This is a genomic window from Mariniflexile sp. TRM1-10 (genome assembly GCF_003425985.1).
GTDB lineage: Bacteria > Bacteroidota > Bacteroidia > Flavobacteriales > Flavobacteriaceae > Mariniflexile.
In genome coordinates this window covers 62,934-82,213 of sequence record NZ_CP022985.1, presented here as the reverse complement: position 1 = coordinate 82,213, position 19,280 = coordinate 62,934, and the positions used below count along the sequence as shown (strand labels likewise).

Sequence of the window (19,280 nt, the reverse complement as noted above, 5' to 3'; positions counted from 1 at the left end):
CGTTTCATGTCTTAAACGATTTCGACCGAAACGAACATCTTTACAATTACAATTGTAAAATATTAAAAATCCAATCTCATGAGAAACAAAGTCATTAAATTTTTAGCGTCGCTCCCAGAAGCACCTGAAGATCAGTTTAACGAGGCGTTACTGTTATATATGAAATCGCCCGTGCCAAATCCAGGATTAGTTAGGTCCTATAATCAGCAAGGGTATAGCCCGCAACGTTTAAACGAGCTGGTGTACGACCTTAAAAAAGCATTCGATATTTCAAATTCCGAAATCGTGGTGGTGCCAAAAGTTGTAGATAAAAAATCCACAGCTTCAGATTCCGGTTTACCTGAAGGTTTTCCAGAATTTTCAAAAGGACCAGTAGGCAACCAAGAGCGTAAAGCCTATTTGGCAGAACATAACATTACTTCAGATTCTTTTAAAAATGTTGATATGGATGCTGCTATAAAAGCACATTTATTAAAAGAGGCAGGAAATAAAGTGTTGACTGAAGCTGCTAAAAAAATGCAAGTAAATGTAGTTGATGAAGATCTTGTGGCAGAAGTAAAAGCTTTAATTGAATCGAAATCACCTATAACAGATGAGTTAGCTGTAAAAATTAATTCAAGTAACGAGAGTACAAAAATTGAAATAGGGTTAATTATAGGATCGGCTGCCGATAAGCAACGAAATGAGAAATTTGAAAAAGTAGTAGCGCTTATTACTGCAGGTGAAGTTCCTCCAGTGTCATTAATACGGGAAATTTATAACGATACCGAAATGAGCGACGAAAACGCTAAGGCTATTTTAGAGGAAGCAACAGCGTTGGTAAATAGTTCCGCCAATCAGGATACAGATTCAAAAGTTGATGAAATCTTAAAAGAATTGGCTTCAAAGCAATTCAAAAAAGAAGATTTAACAGATGAATTCAAAAAAGAACTTCAAGAAAAAACAGGTTTTGATGATGAAAAATTCAGCGTGTTTATGAAGCAAATAGAATCTATCACAACTGTAGTAGATGAAGTTGCCGATAAAGTTTTAAAATCCAAAAAGCAAGGAACAGATACCGAGACCTCTAAAAGTGAAGCCGAAAAAAAGTAGGTAAAGCATATATTTCTTTACGTGAGCAGTTTCCGTTTCTATACGAGGCGGATTGCCCGCGTGAGTTCAAAGAACTATATGCTCAAAAAAAGATAGCCCTCGATACCTATTTGGCAAACCATGGTAAACTTATAGGTTGTTTTTATTCAGCTTCAGGCGATTTATTAAAAGAGCCTAAAATCGGCAACGATGAAGTGTTTAAAATAGGCAAACAGGCCTTAGATAGTTTTAATGAAAATCAGCTCATTTATGATGAGTTTAACTATTACCAGGACCATAAAGAAGTGTTGGGTGTGCATCCGGTGTTTAGAGTGTACAAATTAAAACGAACAATAGCCAAAATGCGTGAAGTTACAGCTGCTAAACGTTTGTCAAATTTGGTCAATTACATAAATCGCGATTCTAGAAAATTAGAGACAATTAAGGATCCTGAAAAGAAACTGGCTTTTTCAGCCAAAATTGAGCTATGGAAAGAAGAGCGGGATATCATAAAAACCATTCATAACTTTGAGTAAATTTTTTGACTTAAATAAAAAAAAACAAGCAGTAGAAACTCCGGAGTTCAAAGAAAAATTTGAATCGAAATACCTACTGCAGCATTTTCAAAAATTAGAAAATCTAGATAAAGATTTACAGCGGTTACCAACAGTCGAAGAGTTTTTTTTTCTTCAAACCGAGAAATCGTTTAATGCTTTCACATTTATTCCGTTTGTCTGCCAATACGAGCGAATAAAACACCTATATGCTAGTACCTACAGTATAGGCAGTAAGGTTGTGAATGCTTTAATAGAGTTGCACGATACAGGCTTTATTGACGAAATAACGCTTTTAATTTCCGATTCTATGATAAAACGAAACCCCGTAACCATAGATAACCTGTGTAGTATGGCGGCAAGTAGAGGAAACGTGAATGTGTTATTTAGCTGGGTGCATGCCAAAGTCTGTATTCTCGAAACAAAAACCAACCATTATATTATTGAAGGCTCTGGAAACTGGAGTGAAAATGCCCAATACGAACAATACCTTTTCGGAAACAGTAAAGGAGTGTTCGATTTTAGAAAAGAATTATTTACTAATACTAAAATTATAAAAAATGGATAAAAACAATTTAACATTAGGTGAAGCTGTAACAGCTTTAAAAGAAGGATTAAGAGTTAGAAGAAGTAGCTGGAGTGGAGACAAAAAGTTTGTTTTCAGGCAAGTTCCTGCTGAGATACCTGCTGAAGTAGTTCCAAAAATGCAGTCGTTACCACAAAAGGTAAAAGATTATTTTCAAGGAACTTTTGAAGACGAAAACAAACAAATAGCATCTATTTATTATCGTGATCAATTAGTGCTGGTTGGATTAAGTAATTCAATAACAAGTTATTCTCCAAGTGTTTCTGACACTTTAGCTATTGACTGGGAAATTTTGGACTAAAAAAAAGCTTAATGGTTAAGGATAAGCGCTTGGAAAAACTAATAGGTAAAAGCATGGTGGTTATAAATAAGGACCATCCGCATTACCATAGGTTAGGTATTGGTAAAAGTTTTGATAAACTGGCGCATGGCGATTTTGGTTTAGCCCTGGAGTTTGAAGATGGTAGCAGTGGTTATGTTTTTTCTGCAGCTGAAGTAAAGCTTCTTCAGGAAGAATCAGATCTATTATTATCTACAGAAGATATCATAGAAAAATTGGCAGGGTGTAATTATGGCCCGCGCGAAATCGCCATGTATTTAGACATGAGCGAAAAAACATTTATGAAAGCGTGGTTGGATAAAACCAGCGCCATTCGCCATCATTACGAAAAAGGAAAACTGGAAGCCGATTTTGATATAAACCAGAAACTACTGGACAATGCCAAAACAGGAAATATAACGGCAGCGCAACAATATTTTAAGCAAGTTGAAGAGCGAAAAGTTCAAGATTTAAAAGCACAAATTTATTATGGGTCTGAAACTTGAAGACATAAACCTATCGCACATATACGAGTATTTGCAAAGCGGCACATCCGAAAAAGCAGATCCCGAAGTGATTCGGTATCTAGAGCTTTTGGATAAAGTTCGTGCCATGTACAACCGTATAGACGAATTTGGACATAAAGACTTAATCGTCTCCCATTTAATTAAAGTGGAAGGACTGTCGCGGTATCTGGCAAACAATATCTATAACGATGCGATGGAATATTTCTATTGCGACAAACAGATAAGTAACGAAGCCTGGAGTAATATGTTGGCAGAAGCTTCACGTAAAGATTACATTTTTGCGATACAGTTAGCTAAAACAACTGCAGATGTGGTAAATGCATCAAAAATCCACCTTCAAATTTACAAGCTTAAAGGCCTAGATAAGCCAGAACCACCCAAGATACCCGATGGTGCTTTCCAGCAACCTTTCAAAATGTATTCCATCGATACCGAATTTTTAGGTCTTCCGAAGAAAAACAAAAAAGAAATCAAGGAAATGCTGGAGAAATTCCCAGAAATATCAGAAAAAGTGCGCATGCGTCTTGAAGAAGAAACAGGCAGTTTACCAACAGTAAGATTATTTTTAAATGAGCACGAAAACCCACGTAAGTCTTGAACACGATAATGTCGAAGGACGTTTTGGCAGTTGGCTAAAACAAACCGTCGATTTAATACAGCCTAAAAACTTTTATGGCGTTATTGGCCGTGGTGGCGCAAAAACCGAAGACATCATTGCAGAACGCAGTATGGATATTATGGAAGATATGCCAGGGCATTATGCCGCTTTTGTTTGCGATACCTACGATAATGCTTTAAGAAATATTATTCCGTCATTAATTGGTGGTTGGATCCGCAAAGGTTGGGTTGAAGGTGTGCATTATGTTACCGACGATAGGCCGCCAAAGCATTTTAAAACCCCGTACAAGCCACCCCGCACGTTTAAACACACAATTTCGGTATATAATGGGTGTTTCTACAACATCGGCAGTTTAGCACAGCCTACGGGGCTTGCAGGGAATAGTTACCAGCATATATATAGTGATGAAAGCCGTAACAATGATTTTGAAAAGCTGAAGAAGTTGTTACCGGCAATGCGTGGAGATTTTATGGCGTTTGGCCACTCACCGTTTTTTCGAGGCATGACCTGTACGACCGATATGCCAAACATAGCTGAAGGTGATTACGATTGGATTTTAAACCAGGCCGAAAACATGGATAAGGAGCAAATAAAGACAATACTTTATTGCGCCAACGAACTTAACAAAGTAAAAAAAGCCTACCATCGTGCCGTTACTTTCAAAGATTACAATCAGATTGAGCGTGTAAAAAAACAATATATAATTTGGAAATCTAATTGGATAAGGGCCCGTTTCGACTCTACATTTTTTTACGTAGCGTCATCACTAATAAATATAGATATTTTAAGACCAGGGTATTTTATTGATGCCTTAAAATCGTTAGGACCAGAAGAATTTAAAACAGCCGTTTTAAGTCTCCAGCCCGAAATTAAAAAAGGGGAAAAGTTCTATATGAATTTAGGCCAGCATCATTATTATAGTGATGGCGTTATCGATGGCTATTATAAAAAATATGCCATTGGTGAGGAATTTAAATCGGTAAGCTTAGGATTAAAATATGTGCAGCACAAAAAACCGCTCGAATGCGGAATAGATTTTGGCGATATGTGCAGCATGTTGATAGGGCAACCTTCAGGAAATTACTATTACTGTCTAAAAAATTTCTACACATTAGCTCCGGAAAGCAGTAAAGAACTGGCTAAAAAGTTTCTCGACTTTTTTCAGCACCACGAAGTGAAGCTCTTGCATATGTATTATGACAGAAGCGGCAACCAGTACAGTAAAGTAAAACGCGATTGGGCTACAGAACTGAAGGATCATATCGAAAAGTACGACGGTAGTTCGACCGGATGGGTAGTAAAGCTTGAGAGTATCAATCAAGCTACTATATCCCAGGAAGAAGAATATAGCTTTGCAAAAAAATTATTGGGAGAATATTATGAGCAGCTGCCAAAAATCAAGATTGATAAATACCAATGTAAGGAGCTTAAGAGTAGTTTAGAACTCACCAAAACCAAAGTAAAAAAAGATAAAAAAGGTACCACGACCATACATAAAGACAAAACCAGTGAAGCATTGCCCCTGGATAAACGCCCGTTATTTTCAACAAACATGAGTGACGCCTTTAAATATTTAGTTTACCGCAAAAAATGGGTAATGATAGCCGACAAAAAAGTAAATACCGGCATGAGCGCACCTAGTATCATTGATTGAGTTTTTTTGTATATTTGGGTATGGAAGAAAAATATATTAAAAAATTGAAAAAAATTACTGCTCTGCGTTGGGCACGGGAGTATTTAGGAAATTTTTTAGATTCTTCAGAACCTCCAGAGTATAGAGAAGATATTTGTTATTTATTATATTTAACAGGTTTAAAGGAGAATGACTTACTGCGTGAAATAGTTCATGTTTCATTATCATTGAAAGACACTGCAAAATTTTACGCTTTAACAGGAAGGTTTCCAACAACTGAAGAATGTGAATTAATTTCAAAAATAGGTATTTATAATTTTTCTATTGCTTGTAACCGTATGAGTTTATTTTCTAAATGCATGTCTATGGAGTTTTCAAGAGGCTCTTTAGCCAAAATTGGTGACGTGGTATCGCTCAAAAAGTAAATACCGGCATGAGCGCACCTAGTATCATTGATTGAGTTTTTTTGTATATTTGGGTATGGCTACACTAGACACCAAATTAATAAGCAAAGAAGTTTTACCAGATCCTGAAACTTATGAATTAGATTTGATTTTTGTTCCTATTGCTCAAGAACCTATTTTAAAAATATCAAATAGTGTTTTGCCTGAACCATGTAACAACAATCCTCATATGGTTTTTGAAAAAAGATATTCTTCAATAACAAATAGGTTTTATTGGAAATTAAACGAATTGTAAATATTGATTATGGCAAGATTCGGAAAAAGTGAGGAATCAAAAGTACTATTATTAGAAAAACTCCAAAAAGGAAAAAAGGTAATTTATGCTTCAATTTCAAAAGAAAGTTGTAAAAACTTCATTTCTGAATTATCGAAAATGAATTTAGACTTTGAGTATTCTTATAAGATAAAAAATGATAGTATTTATTTTAATTAACATGGATTCATTGTCAAAAAATTTCGATATTTTACCTATAAAAGATAGTTGGTTAAAACAATTCAAGGAGCAACCAATATCTCTAACAAGATATATGGAAGATGAATTATTTAATAAAACTCGTGACTCTTTTGAAGAAGGATTAAAGGCTAATGTAATTTCTAATTTACGAAGGTTAGGCTTTTCTTTTCGTTCAGATGAAGAGTTTTTGAATTTTTGCAAGTATAGAATAACAAGGATAGCTTTTGATGAGGATCCTAATTGTTATGACATTTATTTAGATTTTAAAGACGAAAACGATAGAGGCGTTCTTATTACGACTTATTGTCATAAAGTTACTATTGATAGAGATAATTTTTCTGGAAGAATAACTTTAATAATAGGATAAAACGCTTTTTTTAAATAAGTCACAGTCCTGTGGCTAGCCCGCCCGAAAGGGCGATTTTTTTTAAATCGCCTTTGGGAGTGTTATATTAAGTAGCTTCGTGTACTTTCTAAACCCTAAAACATATTTTACGGCGGACGTTTTCAGGTTTTTTATACAGTCGTCTCAAAAGTCCTGCTAACAAAATTCATCTGTTAAGTTTTAAAATAAATAGTCGTTTAAGTCGTTTTGGTTTGGGTCTGCATCTGCCATAAAACGTTCTGCTATTGCTAAGGCTTTATTAAAAGCTTCTTTACATTCTTCTTTAAAAAACTCGTAATCGTTGTAATTAAAAAGTGAAGTAAACCCGTTACTTTTAAGTATATTTTTTACTTGTTCAGATAGTAAAAAAGGGTTAAATTTGCGTGAATTGTTTTGTCGTGTGGTCATGATGAGATAATTTTTTTGTTAAAAAAATCCTGCATCTGCGAAATGCAGGATTTTTAATTTAATTAAATAGTGAAATCAATTACTTGCCTTTCCGAATTGCTTGTAATTTGTTGCAATTCATTTTCCATTACATTAATAACTTTATTGATAACACTAGAATTTGAAACCTCAAATTCAAACCCTTGAGAATTTTTCAAAATAACTTTTTCTTTCATGCCATCACTTGAAGCAATGAATTTTTGTAAGTCGTCATTTTTTGAAACCAAGTATTTGTGTTTCTCTGCTAAAATCTTGAATGTATCAAGCTTTTTTAACCTACTTTCTGCGGTAGGGTTTAATACATCGTCAATATTTGTCTTTGCCCTTTCAACGGGTTTTAATATTGCGATTCCTTTTTGTTGTTCTTTGCCTTTCGGCGCTTCTTTTGTTGTACTCATTGAGAAATAATTTAATTGTTATTAATACTTAAATATACAAAAAAGTAGATAAATTATCTACTTTTAAGCACAAAAAGTTATAATATCTATACAATTTAAAATGTTTCTAAATAAATCAAAAACAGATATTTAAATACAAAAAAACCACACTCTTTTTAAAATCAAAAAAACGTAAAACGCTCATTTTCAAATAAGAAACCTAAATCTTTAGTTTTCGCAATTTGAAATAAGACGTTTGACACCGTCCCGCTAACATCTGTATTTGCATCGGCATACAATTAAACGTGTGGATATATGATTGTTTCATGTCTTAAACCATTTAAAGCAGTATTGATACTATTGTATGTATAATAATAGATAAGCTTTGATAATAAACGATGTAATAAAGCAGATGCGCTACCTATCAACCAACGGCATACCGTTTAGTTTTGAGTTTGTATCAATCAACCAATCAACTAACAAGAGTAACGGGGTTGTGCAGGTAGATAGTGCGTTACTAAGAAAGGGTAGACAAACAAACTCACCATCGTTAGTAGCATACACAGACTTAACAACTGAAGAGCCTAAGCATTTCCACCTACCATTACTAACTAAGTTTAACGGAAACCTCATACGCAATGAATATTGAAATTATAAACGGTAACGCCATTGTGAGCGACGACAACATCGCTTTCACCTTTGAGGTGACGGAAAACCCCAGACAGTTTGAGGAAGATAGACCAAAGGTTGACACGTTAACATGGTCTAATAAACATCATATAGTAGGTGAGTGGCGCATACATCCGTATGGGGATGATAACAACCTACCTACCATCATCAAAGAAACGGTACAGAACAATCATCTTGCTCCTGGTTCTTTGAATAAGCAAACCAATATGCTATGGGGTAAAGGACCAAAGCTTTATAAAGAAGTGTTTGAGAATAGAGAGCTTATATACGACTGGCAAGAAGATGCTCAGATACAGGATTGGTTAGACAGCTGGCAGTATGAAGACTATCTACTTAAAGCCTGTGTAGACTTCAATCATATTAAAGGGGTGTTCAGTAAGGTATATCAGAGCTTAGGCACTCGCATAGGTCAAGACTTCATTGCTAAATTAGAGCACGTACAGCCAGATAAGGCACGTTTAGCTTCTCACCTAACCAACGAAGACAGAACACCTACCCATGTAATAGTGACAGATTATGAATTTAAGCATATCAACTCTATACTGAAAGCTAAGGCATACCATAAGTTTGATCCATTAAAACCATTCCAGCATAAAAACGCCATATTCTACAGTAACATGTATAGTTTCTGTACTGAATATTACACCTTACCAGACCTATATGGAAGTTTAGAATGGATAAAACGCTCGACTGCGGTACCATTAATATTCAAGGCTTTATCAAAGCACTCTATTAATGCCAAATTCCATATACAATCACCTCAATATTTTTGGGATGATGCAAAATCAAAGATAGAGGAAAGATGTACGGATGAAGGAATCGAGTATAAAGACAAAATGCTAGAAGATTATCAACGCAGTTACCTTAAAAAAATCATCCAAAGCTTATCTGGAGACGACAATGTTGGCAAAGCCATTCATACCACAATAAAATTAGAGGTAGATGGCACAAACTTGCTTAAACACGGTTGGGAAATAAAAGCGATTGACCAAAACGTGCGCGACTTTGTTGAAGCCCAAATTAAAATATCCCAACGTGCCGATCATGTCCTTACAGGTACTACAGGCATACATTCGGCTATTGCCAATGTTGGCCAGGAAGGTAAATCAGATAGCGGTTCTGAGCAATATCATGCACTTAACAACTATTTGGCCACATCTATAGATATTCCAGAAATGATAGTTTTAAAAGCTATTAACTACGCTATAAAAGCCAACTTTCCAACCAAAAAATTAAAATTAGGCTTCTATCATTTAGGTACCAAAAAAATGGAAGACACCGCACCAAAAGACCGTAACCCAAAAGCATAAGCCATGAAACTATTATTCGATTTCAATCCAAATAAAGGAAGTGATGAGCTAAAAGCGCTTATAGGCCATATAGACAAGGATATCAATTTTGTTAATTTAAAGTCCGATATCGAATCAGCAACTACCGATTTAATAAAAATAATAGGTCAACCTGTTTACGATGCTGTTTTGGCTAAGTATGAAGCCGGTTCGGCTCTTGAGGCAGATATCGAATTAATATTCAAAGTGCGTTATCCCATAGCATTAAACGGATATAGCAGCTACGCCAGGGCTTCAGATGTGCAGCATGGAAACAATGGGCGTAAAATTCGCGTTGACGAAAAATATAAAGTGCCGTTTGAATGGATGATAGATCGCGACAACGAAATATTCGAGCGCAAATATTATAAAGCAGTAGATGATCTAATTGATTATCTAGACGCTACTTCAGCAACATGGAAAGCCTCAAACGCTTATAAGGACTCTCAAAAATATTTCGTGCGATTAACATCCGATTTTGATGAGTTCTTCCCTATAAATTCCCGTTTGTTGTTAATGAAGCTTCAGCCGGGGTTCCGACAATGCGAACGAAAAAGCATTGTGCCATTAATAACACAAACAACCTACGATGCGCTCAAATTAAAGCTTGAAGAAGCTACAGTTCTAACTTCTGAAGAAAATATATTGATAAGCCTAATTAAAGAAGCGTGTGTATATCACGCTCTTGCTTGGGGTATGCGTGTGCTTCGGGTAGCACTATTTCCTGAAGGTGTTCTACAGCGGTTTACATCCGATAGAATGTCAACCAAGGCGACTAAACCACCCGAAAAAATGGAAGCTGAATTAGCGGCGCAAGAATTCACAAAACAAGCAAAGGAAGCCTTAAATCAAATAGAAAGAATACAAACTGCAGCAGCTTTAACCGAACCAGATCCCGAAGTAGTAAAAGCTATTACCACACCAACGTATAAGTTCGACGATTGCGACGGATTTGTATCATTTTAAACCACAACAACAACAATGAAAAAACTAAAAAAACTAATTCGAAAATTATGGTACCGTTTGTTTCCAAAAAAACAAATCAACCAAATAAACAAAAAGCTGTTAATCGCTTTAAAAGACAAAGCAAAAGAACGTATTAATCTTTCAACCGAAATTAAGAACTACCTGGTTAACGAGCTTAAAATCGATAAAAAAAGCAAGTTCATTCCCTTGCATGTACGTCGTCAAGTCTGTACGCATGTGATGGCGAAGTTTGGTAAGCGCATGATAGCTCATAAAATTAAAATCAACATCAATTTAGAATTGGTTGCGCTATGATAACTCTGGAAATTCCACAAACAAAAACAACCTTATATCTTCCTGAAGATTTAAGCGAATGCGATTCAAAGCAATATGAAGATGTTTGTGAGCTTATATTTAGGTTTAATTCCAATAAAATACTCTTCGATACCTTTAAAATTCAGGCCGTATATAAACTATTGAATTTAACACCAAGTAAAAACAAACTGTCTGAAGAAGAAGACTTAAACAAAAACGCTAACATTTACCAGTTATCGAATCTTATCGATTCGTTTTTTGAAGTGAACGAAAAAGGAGAGCTCACAAACGTTATCAAACAAAATTACATCAATAATCACATACCCAAAGTAAAACCGCTTTGGCGAACCTATTACGGTCCTACTGATGGATTCCGTAACATAAGTTTTGGAGAATATACCGATGCAATCAACCTGCTTGTGGACTATGAAAAAAACAAGGACGAAGAATCACTACGTTTGCTAATGGCTGTTTTGTACCGTAAAAAACGCCCGTTCCATGCCATAAGAAACCTGTTTAAGTACAAATCCGATAAACGTGAAGCCTATAACGAAGACACTATAGAAATGCGTGCAAAAACTTTTCAATATGTACCCATCGGTCAGTTGTATGGTTTTTATCTATTGGTTGCAAGCTTTCACAAATACCTAACTAACTGCGTTCTTTATATTAATGGTACCGAAATAAATATAGGGCTATTGTTCCAGGAATCTTCAGAAAAACAGGTTACAAGCAACCTGCCTGGCCTTGGATTAAAAAGCATTGAATATCAAATTTCCGAATCAGCAGTGTTTGGAAACAACAAAGAAGTACGCGAAACCAATCTCTATGAAATACTTATCCGTCTATACGACATTACTAAACGAGATAAAGATGAAAAAGCGCGTCAAGAGGCCGCTGAACGTAAAGCTAAAACTAAGAACACATGATAGACGTAAACTTTTTAATTAACTATTCCGAAAGGCTAAAAACCGCTATAGATAGCATCAACTACAAGGAAGTTATCGTTGACGATTCCCAATTAATACATTTTCTTGAAGAGCGCTCTTTGGAAGACAAACACATGCTCTTTATGGTGTTGCCGGATTTCAGTAACTCAGGTCGTAACGTCGATGACATCAAAAAAAGAACCGATACCCTTATATTGGTGCTTCAGAAAACAGATTACAGTTCGGTATCACACGCCGAGTTCCTGCAGATCATGCAGGAAACCTTAATTTCGGCACGAGCTATTGAAACCAAAATGATTGCCGATAAGTTAGATGATACCGAGGCGGGTTGTCTCTACATGAAGGATCTAAACGTACCCAGTATAAGCATACAACCAGTTTGGGGATTGGCAGAATGTAACGGATGGAGTATTGAATTTAATTTTGAAGCTGATTAAAAAAGTAGTATATTTATCTACTTTTAAAACATAATCATGACCACACAAGACATTGACAACGCTTTCAAAACCGCAATTGAAAACAACGAACTCAAACAGCTCAAGCTTTCAAAGTTTATAAAATACAACCTGGAGAACAAACCATGTTCCACGGCGCGTAAACTTGAAATACTTTGGATGCTCGATAAAATAAAACTTAAATGAACCTACTCGATAAACGAAAAGACAACTCCGATGCCATATTAAAGGGCATCTTCATTCGTCGTGAGCTTCAGGAAGAATCCAAGGACATCGATGTTGCCCAGACAAGTCTTATGTCTCGGCGTGGCTTCAAATCGAGCGAGTTTTTTAATAGCAGAACCTATTCGGTAGACGACACCACAATGCGTTACGACCATTTGGCAAAACACCGCTTTGTCGATATGAAACGCCGTAACGTGCAGGGAAACTCCATAAAAAAGAAAAGCCACCCCATACACAACCGCATTTTGTGGGGCCATGCCAATAATATCGTTAAGCGTTTGTCCTTTGGCTATACCAATGCCGTTAAAGAAGAAATGGCGCAACTTGCCGAACAATTGAAAAAAAACACCCCTGTTTAAAATCATATTGATAATTTATAAGGCTAAACCAAAAATTATCAACAATGAAACAACCACAAGAAAACAACCTACAACAAGTAAGCACGAATTTTTTTGAGTTCTTTACAAAAAAAGAAGCCAAAAAACATTTAAACCAATTGTTCACTCTCTACCTAAACAGTTCTGAAGCCAATAATCTCTCCGACAGGCAAAAAAAACTGTTCTTTAAAAAACAGCTTAAAAAAATTATAAAACGCTTAAGCAAACAGTAATACCTCTCTATTAAAAAAAAATTGCTATTTTTCCTATCTAATTCAAAACCAACTAAAAATGAAAAATTTATTATTGCTTGCTTGCTTGATGGTGTTTACTGTTAATGCTCAGAAAAAAATTGAAAATTTAGAGACCTATACTGCATCTAATGGAGTGACTTATAGCATTGGCGATGAGTTTCAACTTGGCAGAGGCTCAGATACAAACGGAAAATTTGTATATGTAAATGTTGGGGGTTGGGCAGTGTCGTCAAGTGCCGAACAAAATAGATTAGGATCTTTAAATGTAGGCTTAATAGTAACTGTAAAGAAAATAAAAAAATATAATTATAAACGTTACAAAGGAGTGTATTTTACCGTTGGAGGAGGTAATATTACTAATTACACTATAGATATAGAAAATGCAATTTCTTCATGCGAAGTGATTCCTTGCAGGTCAGAAGCCTCATCAAAAGTTGTTGTAGATAAATATGATAAATTAAAAAAATTAAAAGAACTCTTAGATTCAGGAATATTAACAAAAGAAGAATTCGAGAATGAAAAAGCCAAGATTTTAAATTAGTAGCAATGTTTATTATTTTAGTTCTATTCCTTATTACTATGGTTGTTTTTATAAGTGTTAGTTATAAAAAAAGCACAGTTATACAACCTAAACTTATAGATTTAGAGTTAGTTGGTAAATACATGAGTGATTTTGAAGTGGTTGGAGTTCATTTAGGTGAGAGAAAATGGCATATTATAAATTATGTTGAAAAGCATAATCCTGTAGAGTTAATCCCAGAACCCAAAAACAAATATTCAAGCAAAGCCATTATGGTTGAAGTTGAAGGTGTTCATGTGGGTTATATATCTGAAAGTGATTTAGATGAAGTTCATGACATCATTTCCCGTCCTTATTCAGCACGAGTATTAGAAAAGGATTATTCAAATAGTTTCTTAAATTTAACCATTGAAATAAACCATTCTTAATGCCTACATACTTCCAACTCTGGCACCTAATAATAATTATCCCCCTCTACATATTAGGGCTATATGTGAACGAATATATACGCCGTAACAAATACAAATAAGTTTACTTATTAGTAAATAATAATTAACTATATTTACTTATAGTTAAACTATTAAAAATAAGCATTATACAACTGCACATTGTACAAAATAATTATATATATTAGCTTCGTCAAAACAGATTTAGGAGAAATCCGAAACACAATTTTTTAATAATAGAAGTCCATCTATGGTGCTCCCGGGCGAAAGCCTTCAATCGAAAGTAGGGTAAATCCAGTCCTAGACTGTTTTGACACATCTAAGGATGGATTTCGCGTTTTAATATTTTCGATATGTCAAAAGAAAATCAAACCCCGCGCGCCCAAGAACTCATGGCGCATTTAGCCTTATGGGCTGCAGAAGCTCGTCAATTTGAAGAGTTTGAAGATCAGGAAGAATTGTTAAACGATGTTTATCAAAACTTTTTAACCAGCTCCTTGGCAGACGATAACCAGGTACGCAACGATGCGATGGTTATTTTTAAGCAGCTAGCCAACCTTTACCAATTGCTCTCTAAATACAGTCACGAAGACTTTTTAGCCCTGGACCAACTAACTATTAAACTCCTGCAGCCATGTACTATCGAAACAGTAAGTTAATGTACACCAAACAAGGTGGAGAGATTGAAACCGGTAGCCTTTGGAAAAAAAAGGACGGTGTGCTGGTTCTGGTAGATGACGATCAATATGCCGAATCACCTATAACAGATGATTTTTATCCATCTACGGAAACCCGTAAAGGTTAATTAATAATTGGTGTTATATTTGGTTTATGAAATTTTCAGATAAAGAATTCATAAAAAAAGAAAATGAAAAACATTACCAATTAGGTTATAGGCACGGTTTGGAATTAAGTTTAGCCGTGACGACAATTTTTATAGTGTTTCTATTCATAACATATTTATATTTTAAAACCGATTAGCCTTTTTCATTTAAGGTTATTTTAAAGATTGGACAAATCTTGATGAGAGCGTATCGACGGATGCGCTCTTTTTTTTTAACCGCTGCTCATGTCTTAAACCGTTCCATTTTTCCGCTTTAAACTTACCTAAATTTTAAAGCACCATGGGAAAGAAGATTCTAGACGAAGAAATGCGTTTTTCGATTATCGTAAATGGTAATCAAGCACAAAAAGAACTCTTTGAGCTAGAAAATGCTACCCGAAAACTCACCGCTACCAATAAAGAGTTAAAGGCCGAACAGGCACGTTTGGTCGCTCAAGGCAAAAAAAATACTGAAGAGTATAAGCGACTATCTGCCGAAATAAAGCAAAACAACCAGGTAATTAAGTCAAACAAGGCACAGATGAACGCCTTGCAAAAAGAAATAGGCATCACAGGGCTTACCATGGCGCAGCTATCGTCTAAAGCCAACCAATTAAGGCTACAGCTTCGTAACATGGTGCCTGGTTCTGGCCAATATAAACGGCTCGATGCAGAATTAAAGCAGGTAAGCGCGCGCATGAACGAACTTCGTCTCAACGCTCAATCCACAAAACTATCTATAGGCAGCATCGCCAATGGTTTTAGCAAATATGCGGCATTAGGTGCGTCGGTAATCGCTATGGGAACCGGTGTTGTACTGTCTATTCAAAAAATGATAGACTACAATGGTAAACTGGCGGATGCACAAAGCGATGTTCAAAAAACCACTGGGCTAACAAAAATAGAGGTCGATGAGCTGTCGAAATCCTTTGGGTTAATGAAAACCCGTACTGCCCGCATAGAGCTTCTGGAGCTTGCCGAAGAAGCAGGGCGTTTAGGTATCGAGGGCACAAAAAATATTAAAGATTTCGTGGAAGTTGCCAACCAGATGAAAGTGGCATTGGGCGACGACTTGAGTACCGAGCAAATTCGCGAAGTCGGTAAAATGGTAAACATCTATAAAGTAGGTGAAAAAACGGGGCGTGACTTTAAAAACTCGATGCTGTCTCTTGGTTCTGCCATTAACGAAGTGTCAGCTTCAGGAGCTAACCAAGCAGGGTTCTTGGTCGATTATCTGAAAAGGCAAGCGGGTGTGGCGACACAGTCTCGAATATCTGCAGAAGATAACATCGCCTATGCTGCCACTTTTGATGAGCTCGGGCAATCTGTAGAAGTTTCGGCAACCGCTATGAACAAAATATGGATAGACATGTTTTCGAACGCAGATGTCTATGCTAAAATTGCTGGTGTTAGTGTTGGTGAATTTAGCAACCTGTTAAATACAGATGCCAATGCGGCGATGCTTCTATTTTTAAAAGGCTTGAACGGCAATAACGATGGCTTGACAATCATGTCCGAAAAACTAGAAGACTTAGAGGTTGGTGGGGCGCGTGGTGTGGCAGCGCTTTCTGCTTTATCAAGTAATACCGAGTTGCTCGAGAAACGTCAAAAAATGTCTAATAAAGCATTGATTGAAGCAACTTCTTTAACTGAGGAATATGGTTTAAAAAACAACAACCTGGCAGGAACTATTGATAAGGTGAAAAAAGCAATGACACTCGCTTTTTCGTCTTCTGGATTTAATAACATACTTAAAAGCATTATAGGAGGTTTTGCAGATTTATTAGGGGTTGTAGATGATACTAGTGAAGCTTTTGAAAAAGAAACGAAAGTCACTTACGAATCCTCTAAAGCAAATCGTAAACTTGCTGAAGAATCTTCAAAATTGCTTGAAGAATACGAAAGTTTAACAGCTGATGGTGTAGATCCTACGGCGGAAGCAAAGCAGCGTTTAGATGAAATAACACTGCAACTTCAACATCGGTTAGGTGATTCGGTTGTTTCTATAGATGCCGAAACAGGTGCTTTAAAATTGAATACCGAAGCTGTTAGGCAGCAAATTAAATTAAAGCGTTTAGCTGCCGATGAAGAAGCTGCAACATTAGTTTCCAGACTTAAAGGTGTTAAAGACGAGGAGGAACGTTTAAAAAAATTATTGCCAAATGCTAAAAAGAATTTTGAAGATGCAAACAAATTAGCTAGAGAAGCTCGTGCTGAATTAGATCCTGGCAAATCGTCTCAAGCAGATATAGATGCGAATGCTGATATCAAATTAGCCAGAAAAAAAGCAGATGAATATTTAGCAATACAAAAACAATTAGAAGAACAGGAAAAAAGACGGTTAGATCTTGCTGAAAAATTAAAAGACCTCAATTTTTCTGAAGCAGATGCCGATGCGTTTTTTGCAGATAATGCACCAGTGCCTACAGATACAACATCAACGGTTTCAACACCGCCAATACCTACCAAACCATTAACCGACAAAGAAAAAAACGACGGCAAAAAACGTGCTGAAGAATTATTAAAGCTAGAGCGCGATGCGGAAGACGCTCGATTACAGCTAATGCAGGAAGGCTTTGATAAAGAAATGCTTCTGGAGGACTTTAATCATTTCCGTAAAATTGAAGACTTACAAAACAAATTAGTAAGCCAAAAGCTTATCCAACAAACCAAGGACGAAAACCTTAAAGCCTCATATATTGCCCATAATAAGGCAGTAAATAGCCAAATAGAAAGCGAAAACGAGCTACACGAAATTCGTAAGGCCACCATTCTGGAAAAAGGTTTACAAAACCAAATAGAGCTTAAGCAGGCACAATATGAGCGAGAAGCTCAAGAGCGATTAATAGCTCATAATAATGCGTTAGCGGCTCTTGGTGATAACGAAAGGGCTAAAGAAAAACTTCAGAAAGAATTTGACAAAAAAGAACTGGAGAATAAAAAAGCCAATTTAGAATCGTTAGTAAAAGAGGTAAACAAAGTTCTTGAAACCTCACAATTTGAAGGTTTTGATATCAAATTATTAACACCGGAACAACTTCAAGCAATTAAAGATAGGCTTTCAGAATTGGGTCTTTCCTTATCCGAAATCAATAAGCTACTTGCTTACATGAGGGGCGAAAAAGACGTTGAATTTGGCGGTGAAGTTGATGTTTTAGGATTTTCAATAGATGAATGGGAAAAAACATTTGAAAAGCTAGAAACGCTAGAGCAAAAAATTAGAGCAGGCGAAATGGCTGTTGGTGCGTTTATGAATGCCTGGAGCATGTACAACCAATTCGTTTCGGCAAACCAACAAAAAGAGCTGCAACAATTTGAACGGGCTACCGACAAGAAAAAGGAAAGACAAAAGCGTTTATTGGATTCTGGGTATATAAACGAACGCCAATATAACGATGCCATCAGAGCATTAGACGAGGCTGCCGATAAGAAGAAAGCAGAAATGGAGTATAAAGCGGCAAAGCGTGAAAAAACCATGAATATTGCTTCTATTATTATGAATACGGCTGTTGGTGTCTCTAAAGCTTTGGCGCAAGGTGGTCTTATTTTAGGTGTGCCATGGGCGGGAATTGTCGCTGCGTTAGGCGCTATACAGCTTGCTATAGCAGTTGCCCAACCATTACCCGCCAAAGGTTTCGAAAGCGGCTACTATCCCGTACAGCGAGAGCAAGACGGCAAGGTGTTTAATGCAGCGTTTGGCGGTGAATCCAGAACTGGCGAAGTGGATAAACCTACGGTCTTCCTTGCCGGTGAAGGTGGTAAAAACTTCCCCGAAATGATTATAGATGGCCGTTCGTTCAAACAAATGAATCCAGATGTAAAGCAAGCGCTGTATAGCGAATTGGCACGTGTAAAAGGCTTTGAGCGTGGGTATGTACAAAACCAAACCACCCAACCCCAGTTTAACAATAGCTCTACGACTGCAGCACCAGATCCGTTGCTTATCGCCACCCTAAACCGTACCAATCAATTACTGGAGCTCATTGAAAAAGACGGTATTGTCGCTGTTATGGACAAAAACTTCCGAAACATTAAAAAGCTTCAGGAAGAACTCGATAAATACAATAAACTAAAACTTAAAAATAAACGCTAATGGCTTACGATCTATATACCACTGAAGGGGTTTTTGTCGATAACAACATAAATGCTATGTGCAATGCCATTATGGATGCACTAATCAATCAATTTGATGCTCCTACAGTCAATGCTGCTTTTGGTCTTACGGGATCTACTGCTAAAATTATCCAAGGAGAACCCAATGTTTATATACATGTAGTGCCTTTTATTACAAATAGTTTGCCTATTTACGACTATTTAAAAGCGAATATAAACACTATGGTGCAAGTAGATGGAGTGATTCAGTTTACCGATAGGTTTCAAGTGATTACACCACGTGCGTATATAGAGGTTTGGTTTAAATCGCCATTAACACTCGTAGATACCAACGGCATTTTTTCTGAAAATAAAGCCAATATTGCTAATTACATTTTATAGC

26 protein-coding genes are annotated in these 19,280 nt (G+C 36.3%); 24 read left to right on the top strand and 2 right to left on the bottom strand.

Annotated features, from left to right (window positions below; genetic code table 11):
• The first annotated feature begins 78 nt into the window (after window positions 1–78).
• The 10 genes from CJ739_RS00410 to CJ739_RS00360 all read left to right on the top strand — a co-directional run bounded on the left by CJ739_RS00410 (window position 79) and on the right by CJ739_RS00360 (window position 6,594).
• Window positions 79–1,092: a hypothetical protein gene (locus CJ739_RS00410; protein WP_117172093.1), complete on the top strand. Its 1,014-nt coding sequence runs from the start codon at window positions 79–81 to the stop codon at window positions 1,090–1,092.
• Between the two features lie 110 nt (window positions 1,093–1,202).
• Window positions 1,203–1,607, top strand: coding sequence for a hypothetical protein (locus CJ739_RS00405; RefSeq protein WP_117172091.1), 405 nt, complete (start codon window positions 1,203–1,205; stop codon window positions 1,605–1,607).
• Window positions 1,600–2,193: a hypothetical protein gene (locus CJ739_RS00400; RefSeq protein ID WP_236951573.1), complete on the top strand. Its 594-nt coding sequence runs from the start codon at window positions 1,600–1,602 to the stop codon at window positions 2,191–2,193. Before CJ739_RS00405 ends, CJ739_RS00400 begins: the two co-directional genes overlap by 8 nt.
• Complete coding sequence (locus CJ739_RS00395) at window positions 2,186–2,512, top strand: Thoeris anti-defense Tad2 family protein (protein ID WP_117172087.1); 327 nt, start codon at window positions 2,186–2,188, stop codon at window positions 2,510–2,512. Before CJ739_RS00400 ends, CJ739_RS00395 begins: the two co-directional genes overlap by 8 nt.
• An 11-nt stretch (window positions 2,513–2,523) precedes the next feature.
• Entirely contained in the window at window positions 2,524–3,036 is a 513-nt protein-coding gene (locus CJ739_RS00390) for a hypothetical protein (RefSeq protein ID WP_117172085.1), read from the top strand.
• Window positions 3,020–3,655: a hypothetical protein gene (locus tag CJ739_RS00385; RefSeq protein ID WP_117172084.1), complete on the top strand. Its 636-nt coding sequence runs from the start codon at window positions 3,020–3,022 to the stop codon at window positions 3,653–3,655. Before CJ739_RS00390 ends, CJ739_RS00385 begins: the two co-directional genes overlap by 17 nt.
• Complete coding sequence (locus tag CJ739_RS00380; protein WP_117172082.1) at window positions 3,627–5,330, top strand: hypothetical protein; 1,704 nt, start codon at window positions 3,627–3,629, stop codon at window positions 5,328–5,330. Before CJ739_RS00385 ends, CJ739_RS00380 begins: the two co-directional genes overlap by 29 nt.
• Window positions 5,331–5,350: 20 nt before the next feature.
• On the top strand, window positions 5,351–5,734 hold the full coding sequence (locus tag CJ739_RS00375; RefSeq protein ID WP_117172080.1) for a hypothetical protein: 384 nt from the start codon (window positions 5,351–5,353) through the stop codon (window positions 5,732–5,734).
• 55 nt (window positions 5,735–5,789) lie between these two features.
• A complete protein-coding gene (locus tag CJ739_RS00370; RefSeq protein ID WP_117172078.1) occupies window positions 5,790–6,008 on the top strand; it encodes a hypothetical protein in 219 nt (72 codons plus the stop codon).
• A gap of 175 nt (window positions 6,009–6,183) precedes the next feature.
• Window positions 6,184–6,594 carry a hypothetical protein gene (locus tag CJ739_RS00360; protein ID WP_117172074.1) on the top strand — a complete coding sequence of 137 codons (411 nt, stop codon included), beginning with the start codon at window positions 6,184–6,186 and terminating at the stop codon, window positions 6,592–6,594.
• Window positions 6,595–6,792: 198 nt separating this feature from the next.
• Here the strand turns inward: CJ739_RS00360 and CJ739_RS00355 are convergent, their stop codons facing one another.
• Together CJ739_RS00355 and CJ739_RS00350 are read right to left on the bottom strand one after the other, a co-directional pair.
• Window positions 6,793–7,020 (bottom strand): hypothetical protein, encoded by a 228-nt coding sequence (locus CJ739_RS00355; RefSeq protein ID WP_117172072.1) that lies wholly within the window; start codon window positions 7,018–7,020, stop codon window positions 6,793–6,795.
• Between the two features lie 62 nt (window positions 7,021–7,082).
• Entirely contained in the window at window positions 7,083–7,457 is a 375-nt protein-coding gene (locus CJ739_RS00350) for a hypothetical protein (protein WP_117172071.1), read from the bottom strand.
• A gap of 391 nt (window positions 7,458–7,848) precedes the next feature.
• On the opposite strand from CJ739_RS00350, the gene CJ739_RS20200 reads away from it, so the two are divergent.
• From CJ739_RS20200 to CJ739_RS00290, 14 genes are all read left to right on the top strand, one after another.
• Window positions 7,849–8,085 (top strand): hypothetical protein, encoded by a 237-nt coding sequence (locus tag CJ739_RS20200; protein ID WP_162880078.1) that lies wholly within the window; start codon window positions 7,849–7,851, stop codon window positions 8,083–8,085.
• Window positions 8,075–9,436, top strand: coding sequence for a hypothetical protein (locus CJ739_RS00345; RefSeq protein ID WP_117172069.1), 1,362 nt, complete (start codon window positions 8,075–8,077; stop codon window positions 9,434–9,436). Before CJ739_RS20200 ends, CJ739_RS00345 begins: the two co-directional genes overlap by 11 nt.
• A gap of 3 nt (window positions 9,437–9,439) precedes the next feature.
• A complete protein-coding gene (locus tag CJ739_RS00340; RefSeq protein ID WP_117172067.1) occupies window positions 9,440–10,420 on the top strand; it encodes a DUF6712 family protein in 981 nt (326 codons plus the stop codon).
• A gap of 15 nt (window positions 10,421–10,435) precedes the next feature.
• The gene (locus CJ739_RS00335) at window positions 10,436–10,735 is read left to right on the top strand and encodes a hypothetical protein (RefSeq protein ID WP_117172066.1); all 300 of its coding nucleotides are present in this window, start codon (window positions 10,436–10,438) and stop codon (window positions 10,733–10,735) included.
• Window positions 10,732–11,664, top strand: coding sequence for a hypothetical protein (locus tag CJ739_RS00330; protein ID WP_117172064.1), 933 nt, complete (start codon window positions 10,732–10,734; stop codon window positions 11,662–11,664). The genes CJ739_RS00335 and CJ739_RS00330 overlap by 4 nt, the downstream gene beginning before the upstream one ends.
• Entirely contained in the window at window positions 11,661–12,122 is a 462-nt protein-coding gene (locus tag CJ739_RS00325) for a hypothetical protein (protein WP_117172062.1), read from the top strand. The genes CJ739_RS00330 and CJ739_RS00325 overlap by 4 nt, the downstream gene beginning before the upstream one ends.
• Before the next feature lie 36 nt (window positions 12,123–12,158).
• On the top strand, window positions 12,159–12,326 hold the full coding sequence (locus CJ739_RS20195) for a hypothetical protein (RefSeq protein WP_162880077.1): 168 nt from the start codon (window positions 12,159–12,161) through the stop codon (window positions 12,324–12,326).
• Window positions 12,323–12,724, top strand: coding sequence for a hypothetical protein (locus CJ739_RS00320; RefSeq protein ID WP_117172060.1), 402 nt, complete (start codon window positions 12,323–12,325; stop codon window positions 12,722–12,724). Before CJ739_RS20195 ends, CJ739_RS00320 begins: the two co-directional genes overlap by 4 nt.
• A gap of 309 nt (window positions 12,725–13,033) precedes the next feature.
• Complete coding sequence (locus CJ739_RS00310; RefSeq protein ID WP_117172056.1) at window positions 13,034–13,537, top strand: SHOCT domain-containing protein; 504 nt, start codon at window positions 13,034–13,036, stop codon at window positions 13,535–13,537.
• Between the two features lie 5 nt (window positions 13,538–13,542).
• Window positions 13,543–13,944 carry an HIRAN domain-containing protein gene (locus tag CJ739_RS00305; protein ID WP_117172054.1) on the top strand — a complete coding sequence of 134 codons (402 nt, stop codon included), beginning with the start codon at window positions 13,543–13,545 and terminating at the stop codon, window positions 13,942–13,944.
• A 371-nt stretch (window positions 13,945–14,315) separates the two neighbouring features.
• Window positions 14,316–14,621 carry a hypothetical protein gene (locus CJ739_RS00300; RefSeq protein WP_117172053.1) on the top strand — a complete coding sequence of 102 codons (306 nt, stop codon included), beginning with the start codon at window positions 14,316–14,318 and terminating at the stop codon, window positions 14,619–14,621.
• Window positions 14,621–14,767 (top strand): hypothetical protein, encoded by a 147-nt coding sequence (locus CJ739_RS20190; protein ID WP_162880076.1) that lies wholly within the window; start codon window positions 14,621–14,623, stop codon window positions 14,765–14,767. Before CJ739_RS00300 ends, CJ739_RS20190 begins: the two co-directional genes overlap by 1 nt.
• 319 nt (window positions 14,768–15,086) lie before the next feature.
• The gene (locus CJ739_RS00295) at window positions 15,087–18,878 is read left to right on the top strand and encodes a phage tail tape measure protein (protein ID WP_117172051.1); all 3,792 of its coding nucleotides are present in this window, start codon (window positions 15,087–15,089) and stop codon (window positions 18,876–18,878) included.
• A complete protein-coding gene (locus CJ739_RS00290; protein ID WP_117172049.1) occupies window positions 18,878–19,279 on the top strand; it encodes a hypothetical protein in 402 nt (133 codons plus the stop codon). The genes CJ739_RS00295 and CJ739_RS00290 overlap by 1 nt, the downstream gene beginning before the upstream one ends.
• The last annotated feature ends 1 nt before the right edge of the window (window position 19,280 follow it).

Bases quoted from the DNA above. Each gene is read 5' to 3' on its own strand.
- CJ739_RS00410 (WP_117172093.1), top strand. From the start codon at position 79: ATGAGAAACAAAGTCATTAAATTTTTAGCGTCGCTCCCAGAAGCACCT.
- CJ739_RS00395 (WP_117172087.1), top strand. From the start codon at position 2,186: ATGGATAAAAACAATTTAACATTAGGTGAAGCTGTAACAGCTTTAAAA.
- CJ739_RS00390 (WP_117172085.1), top strand. From the start codon at position 2,524: ATGGTTAAGGATAAGCGCTTGGAAAAACTAATAGGTAAAAGCATGGTG.
- CJ739_RS00385 (WP_117172084.1), top strand. From the start codon at position 3,020: ATGGGTCTGAAACTTGAAGACATAAACCTATCGCACATATACGAGTAT.
- CJ739_RS00380 (WP_117172082.1), top strand. From the start codon at position 3,627: ATGAGCACGAAAACCCACGTAAGTCTTGAACACGATAATGTCGAAGGA.
- CJ739_RS00375 (WP_117172080.1), top strand. From the start codon at position 5,351: ATGGAAGAAAAATATATTAAAAAATTGAAAAAAATTACTGCTCTGCGT.
- CJ739_RS00370 (WP_117172078.1), top strand. From the start codon at position 5,790: ATGGCTACACTAGACACCAAATTAATAAGCAAAGAAGTTTTACCAGAT.
- CJ739_RS00360 (WP_117172074.1), top strand. From the start codon at position 6,184: ATGATAGTATTTATTTTAATTAACATGGATTCATTGTCAAAAAATTTC.
- CJ739_RS00355 (WP_117172072.1), bottom strand. From the start codon at position 7,020: ATGACCACACGACAAAACAATTCACGCAAATTTAACCCTTTTTTACTA.
- CJ739_RS00350 (WP_117172071.1), bottom strand. From the start codon at position 7,457: ATGAGTACAACAAAAGAAGCGCCGAAAGGCAAAGAACAACAAAAAGGA.
- CJ739_RS20200 (WP_162880078.1), top strand. From the start codon at position 7,849: ATGCGCTACCTATCAACCAACGGCATACCGTTTAGTTTTGAGTTTGTA.
- CJ739_RS00345 (WP_117172069.1), top strand. From the start codon at position 8,075: ATGAATATTGAAATTATAAACGGTAACGCCATTGTGAGCGACGACAAC.
- CJ739_RS00340 (WP_117172067.1), top strand. From the start codon at position 9,440: ATGAAACTATTATTCGATTTCAATCCAAATAAAGGAAGTGATGAGCTA.
- CJ739_RS00335 (WP_117172066.1), top strand. From the start codon at position 10,436: ATGAAAAAACTAAAAAAACTAATTCGAAAATTATGGTACCGTTTGTTT.
- CJ739_RS00330 (WP_117172064.1), top strand. From the start codon at position 10,732: ATGATAACTCTGGAAATTCCACAAACAAAAACAACCTTATATCTTCCT.
- CJ739_RS00325 (WP_117172062.1), top strand. From the start codon at position 11,661: ATGATAGACGTAAACTTTTTAATTAACTATTCCGAAAGGCTAAAAACC.
- CJ739_RS20195 (WP_162880077.1), top strand. From the start codon at position 12,159: ATGACCACACAAGACATTGACAACGCTTTCAAAACCGCAATTGAAAAC.
- CJ739_RS00320 (WP_117172060.1), top strand. From the start codon at position 12,323: ATGAACCTACTCGATAAACGAAAAGACAACTCCGATGCCATATTAAAG.
- CJ739_RS00310 (WP_117172056.1), top strand. From the start codon at position 13,034: ATGAAAAATTTATTATTGCTTGCTTGCTTGATGGTGTTTACTGTTAAT.
- CJ739_RS00305 (WP_117172054.1), top strand. From the start codon at position 13,543: ATGTTTATTATTTTAGTTCTATTCCTTATTACTATGGTTGTTTTTATA.
- CJ739_RS00300 (WP_117172053.1), top strand. From the start codon at position 14,316: ATGTCAAAAGAAAATCAAACCCCGCGCGCCCAAGAACTCATGGCGCAT.
- CJ739_RS20190 (WP_162880076.1), top strand. From the start codon at position 14,621: ATGTACACCAAACAAGGTGGAGAGATTGAAACCGGTAGCCTTTGGAAA.
- CJ739_RS00295 (WP_117172051.1), top strand. From the start codon at position 15,087: ATGGGAAAGAAGATTCTAGACGAAGAAATGCGTTTTTCGATTATCGTA.
- CJ739_RS00290 (WP_117172049.1), top strand. From the start codon at position 18,878: ATGGCTTACGATCTATATACCACTGAAGGGGTTTTTGTCGATAACAAC.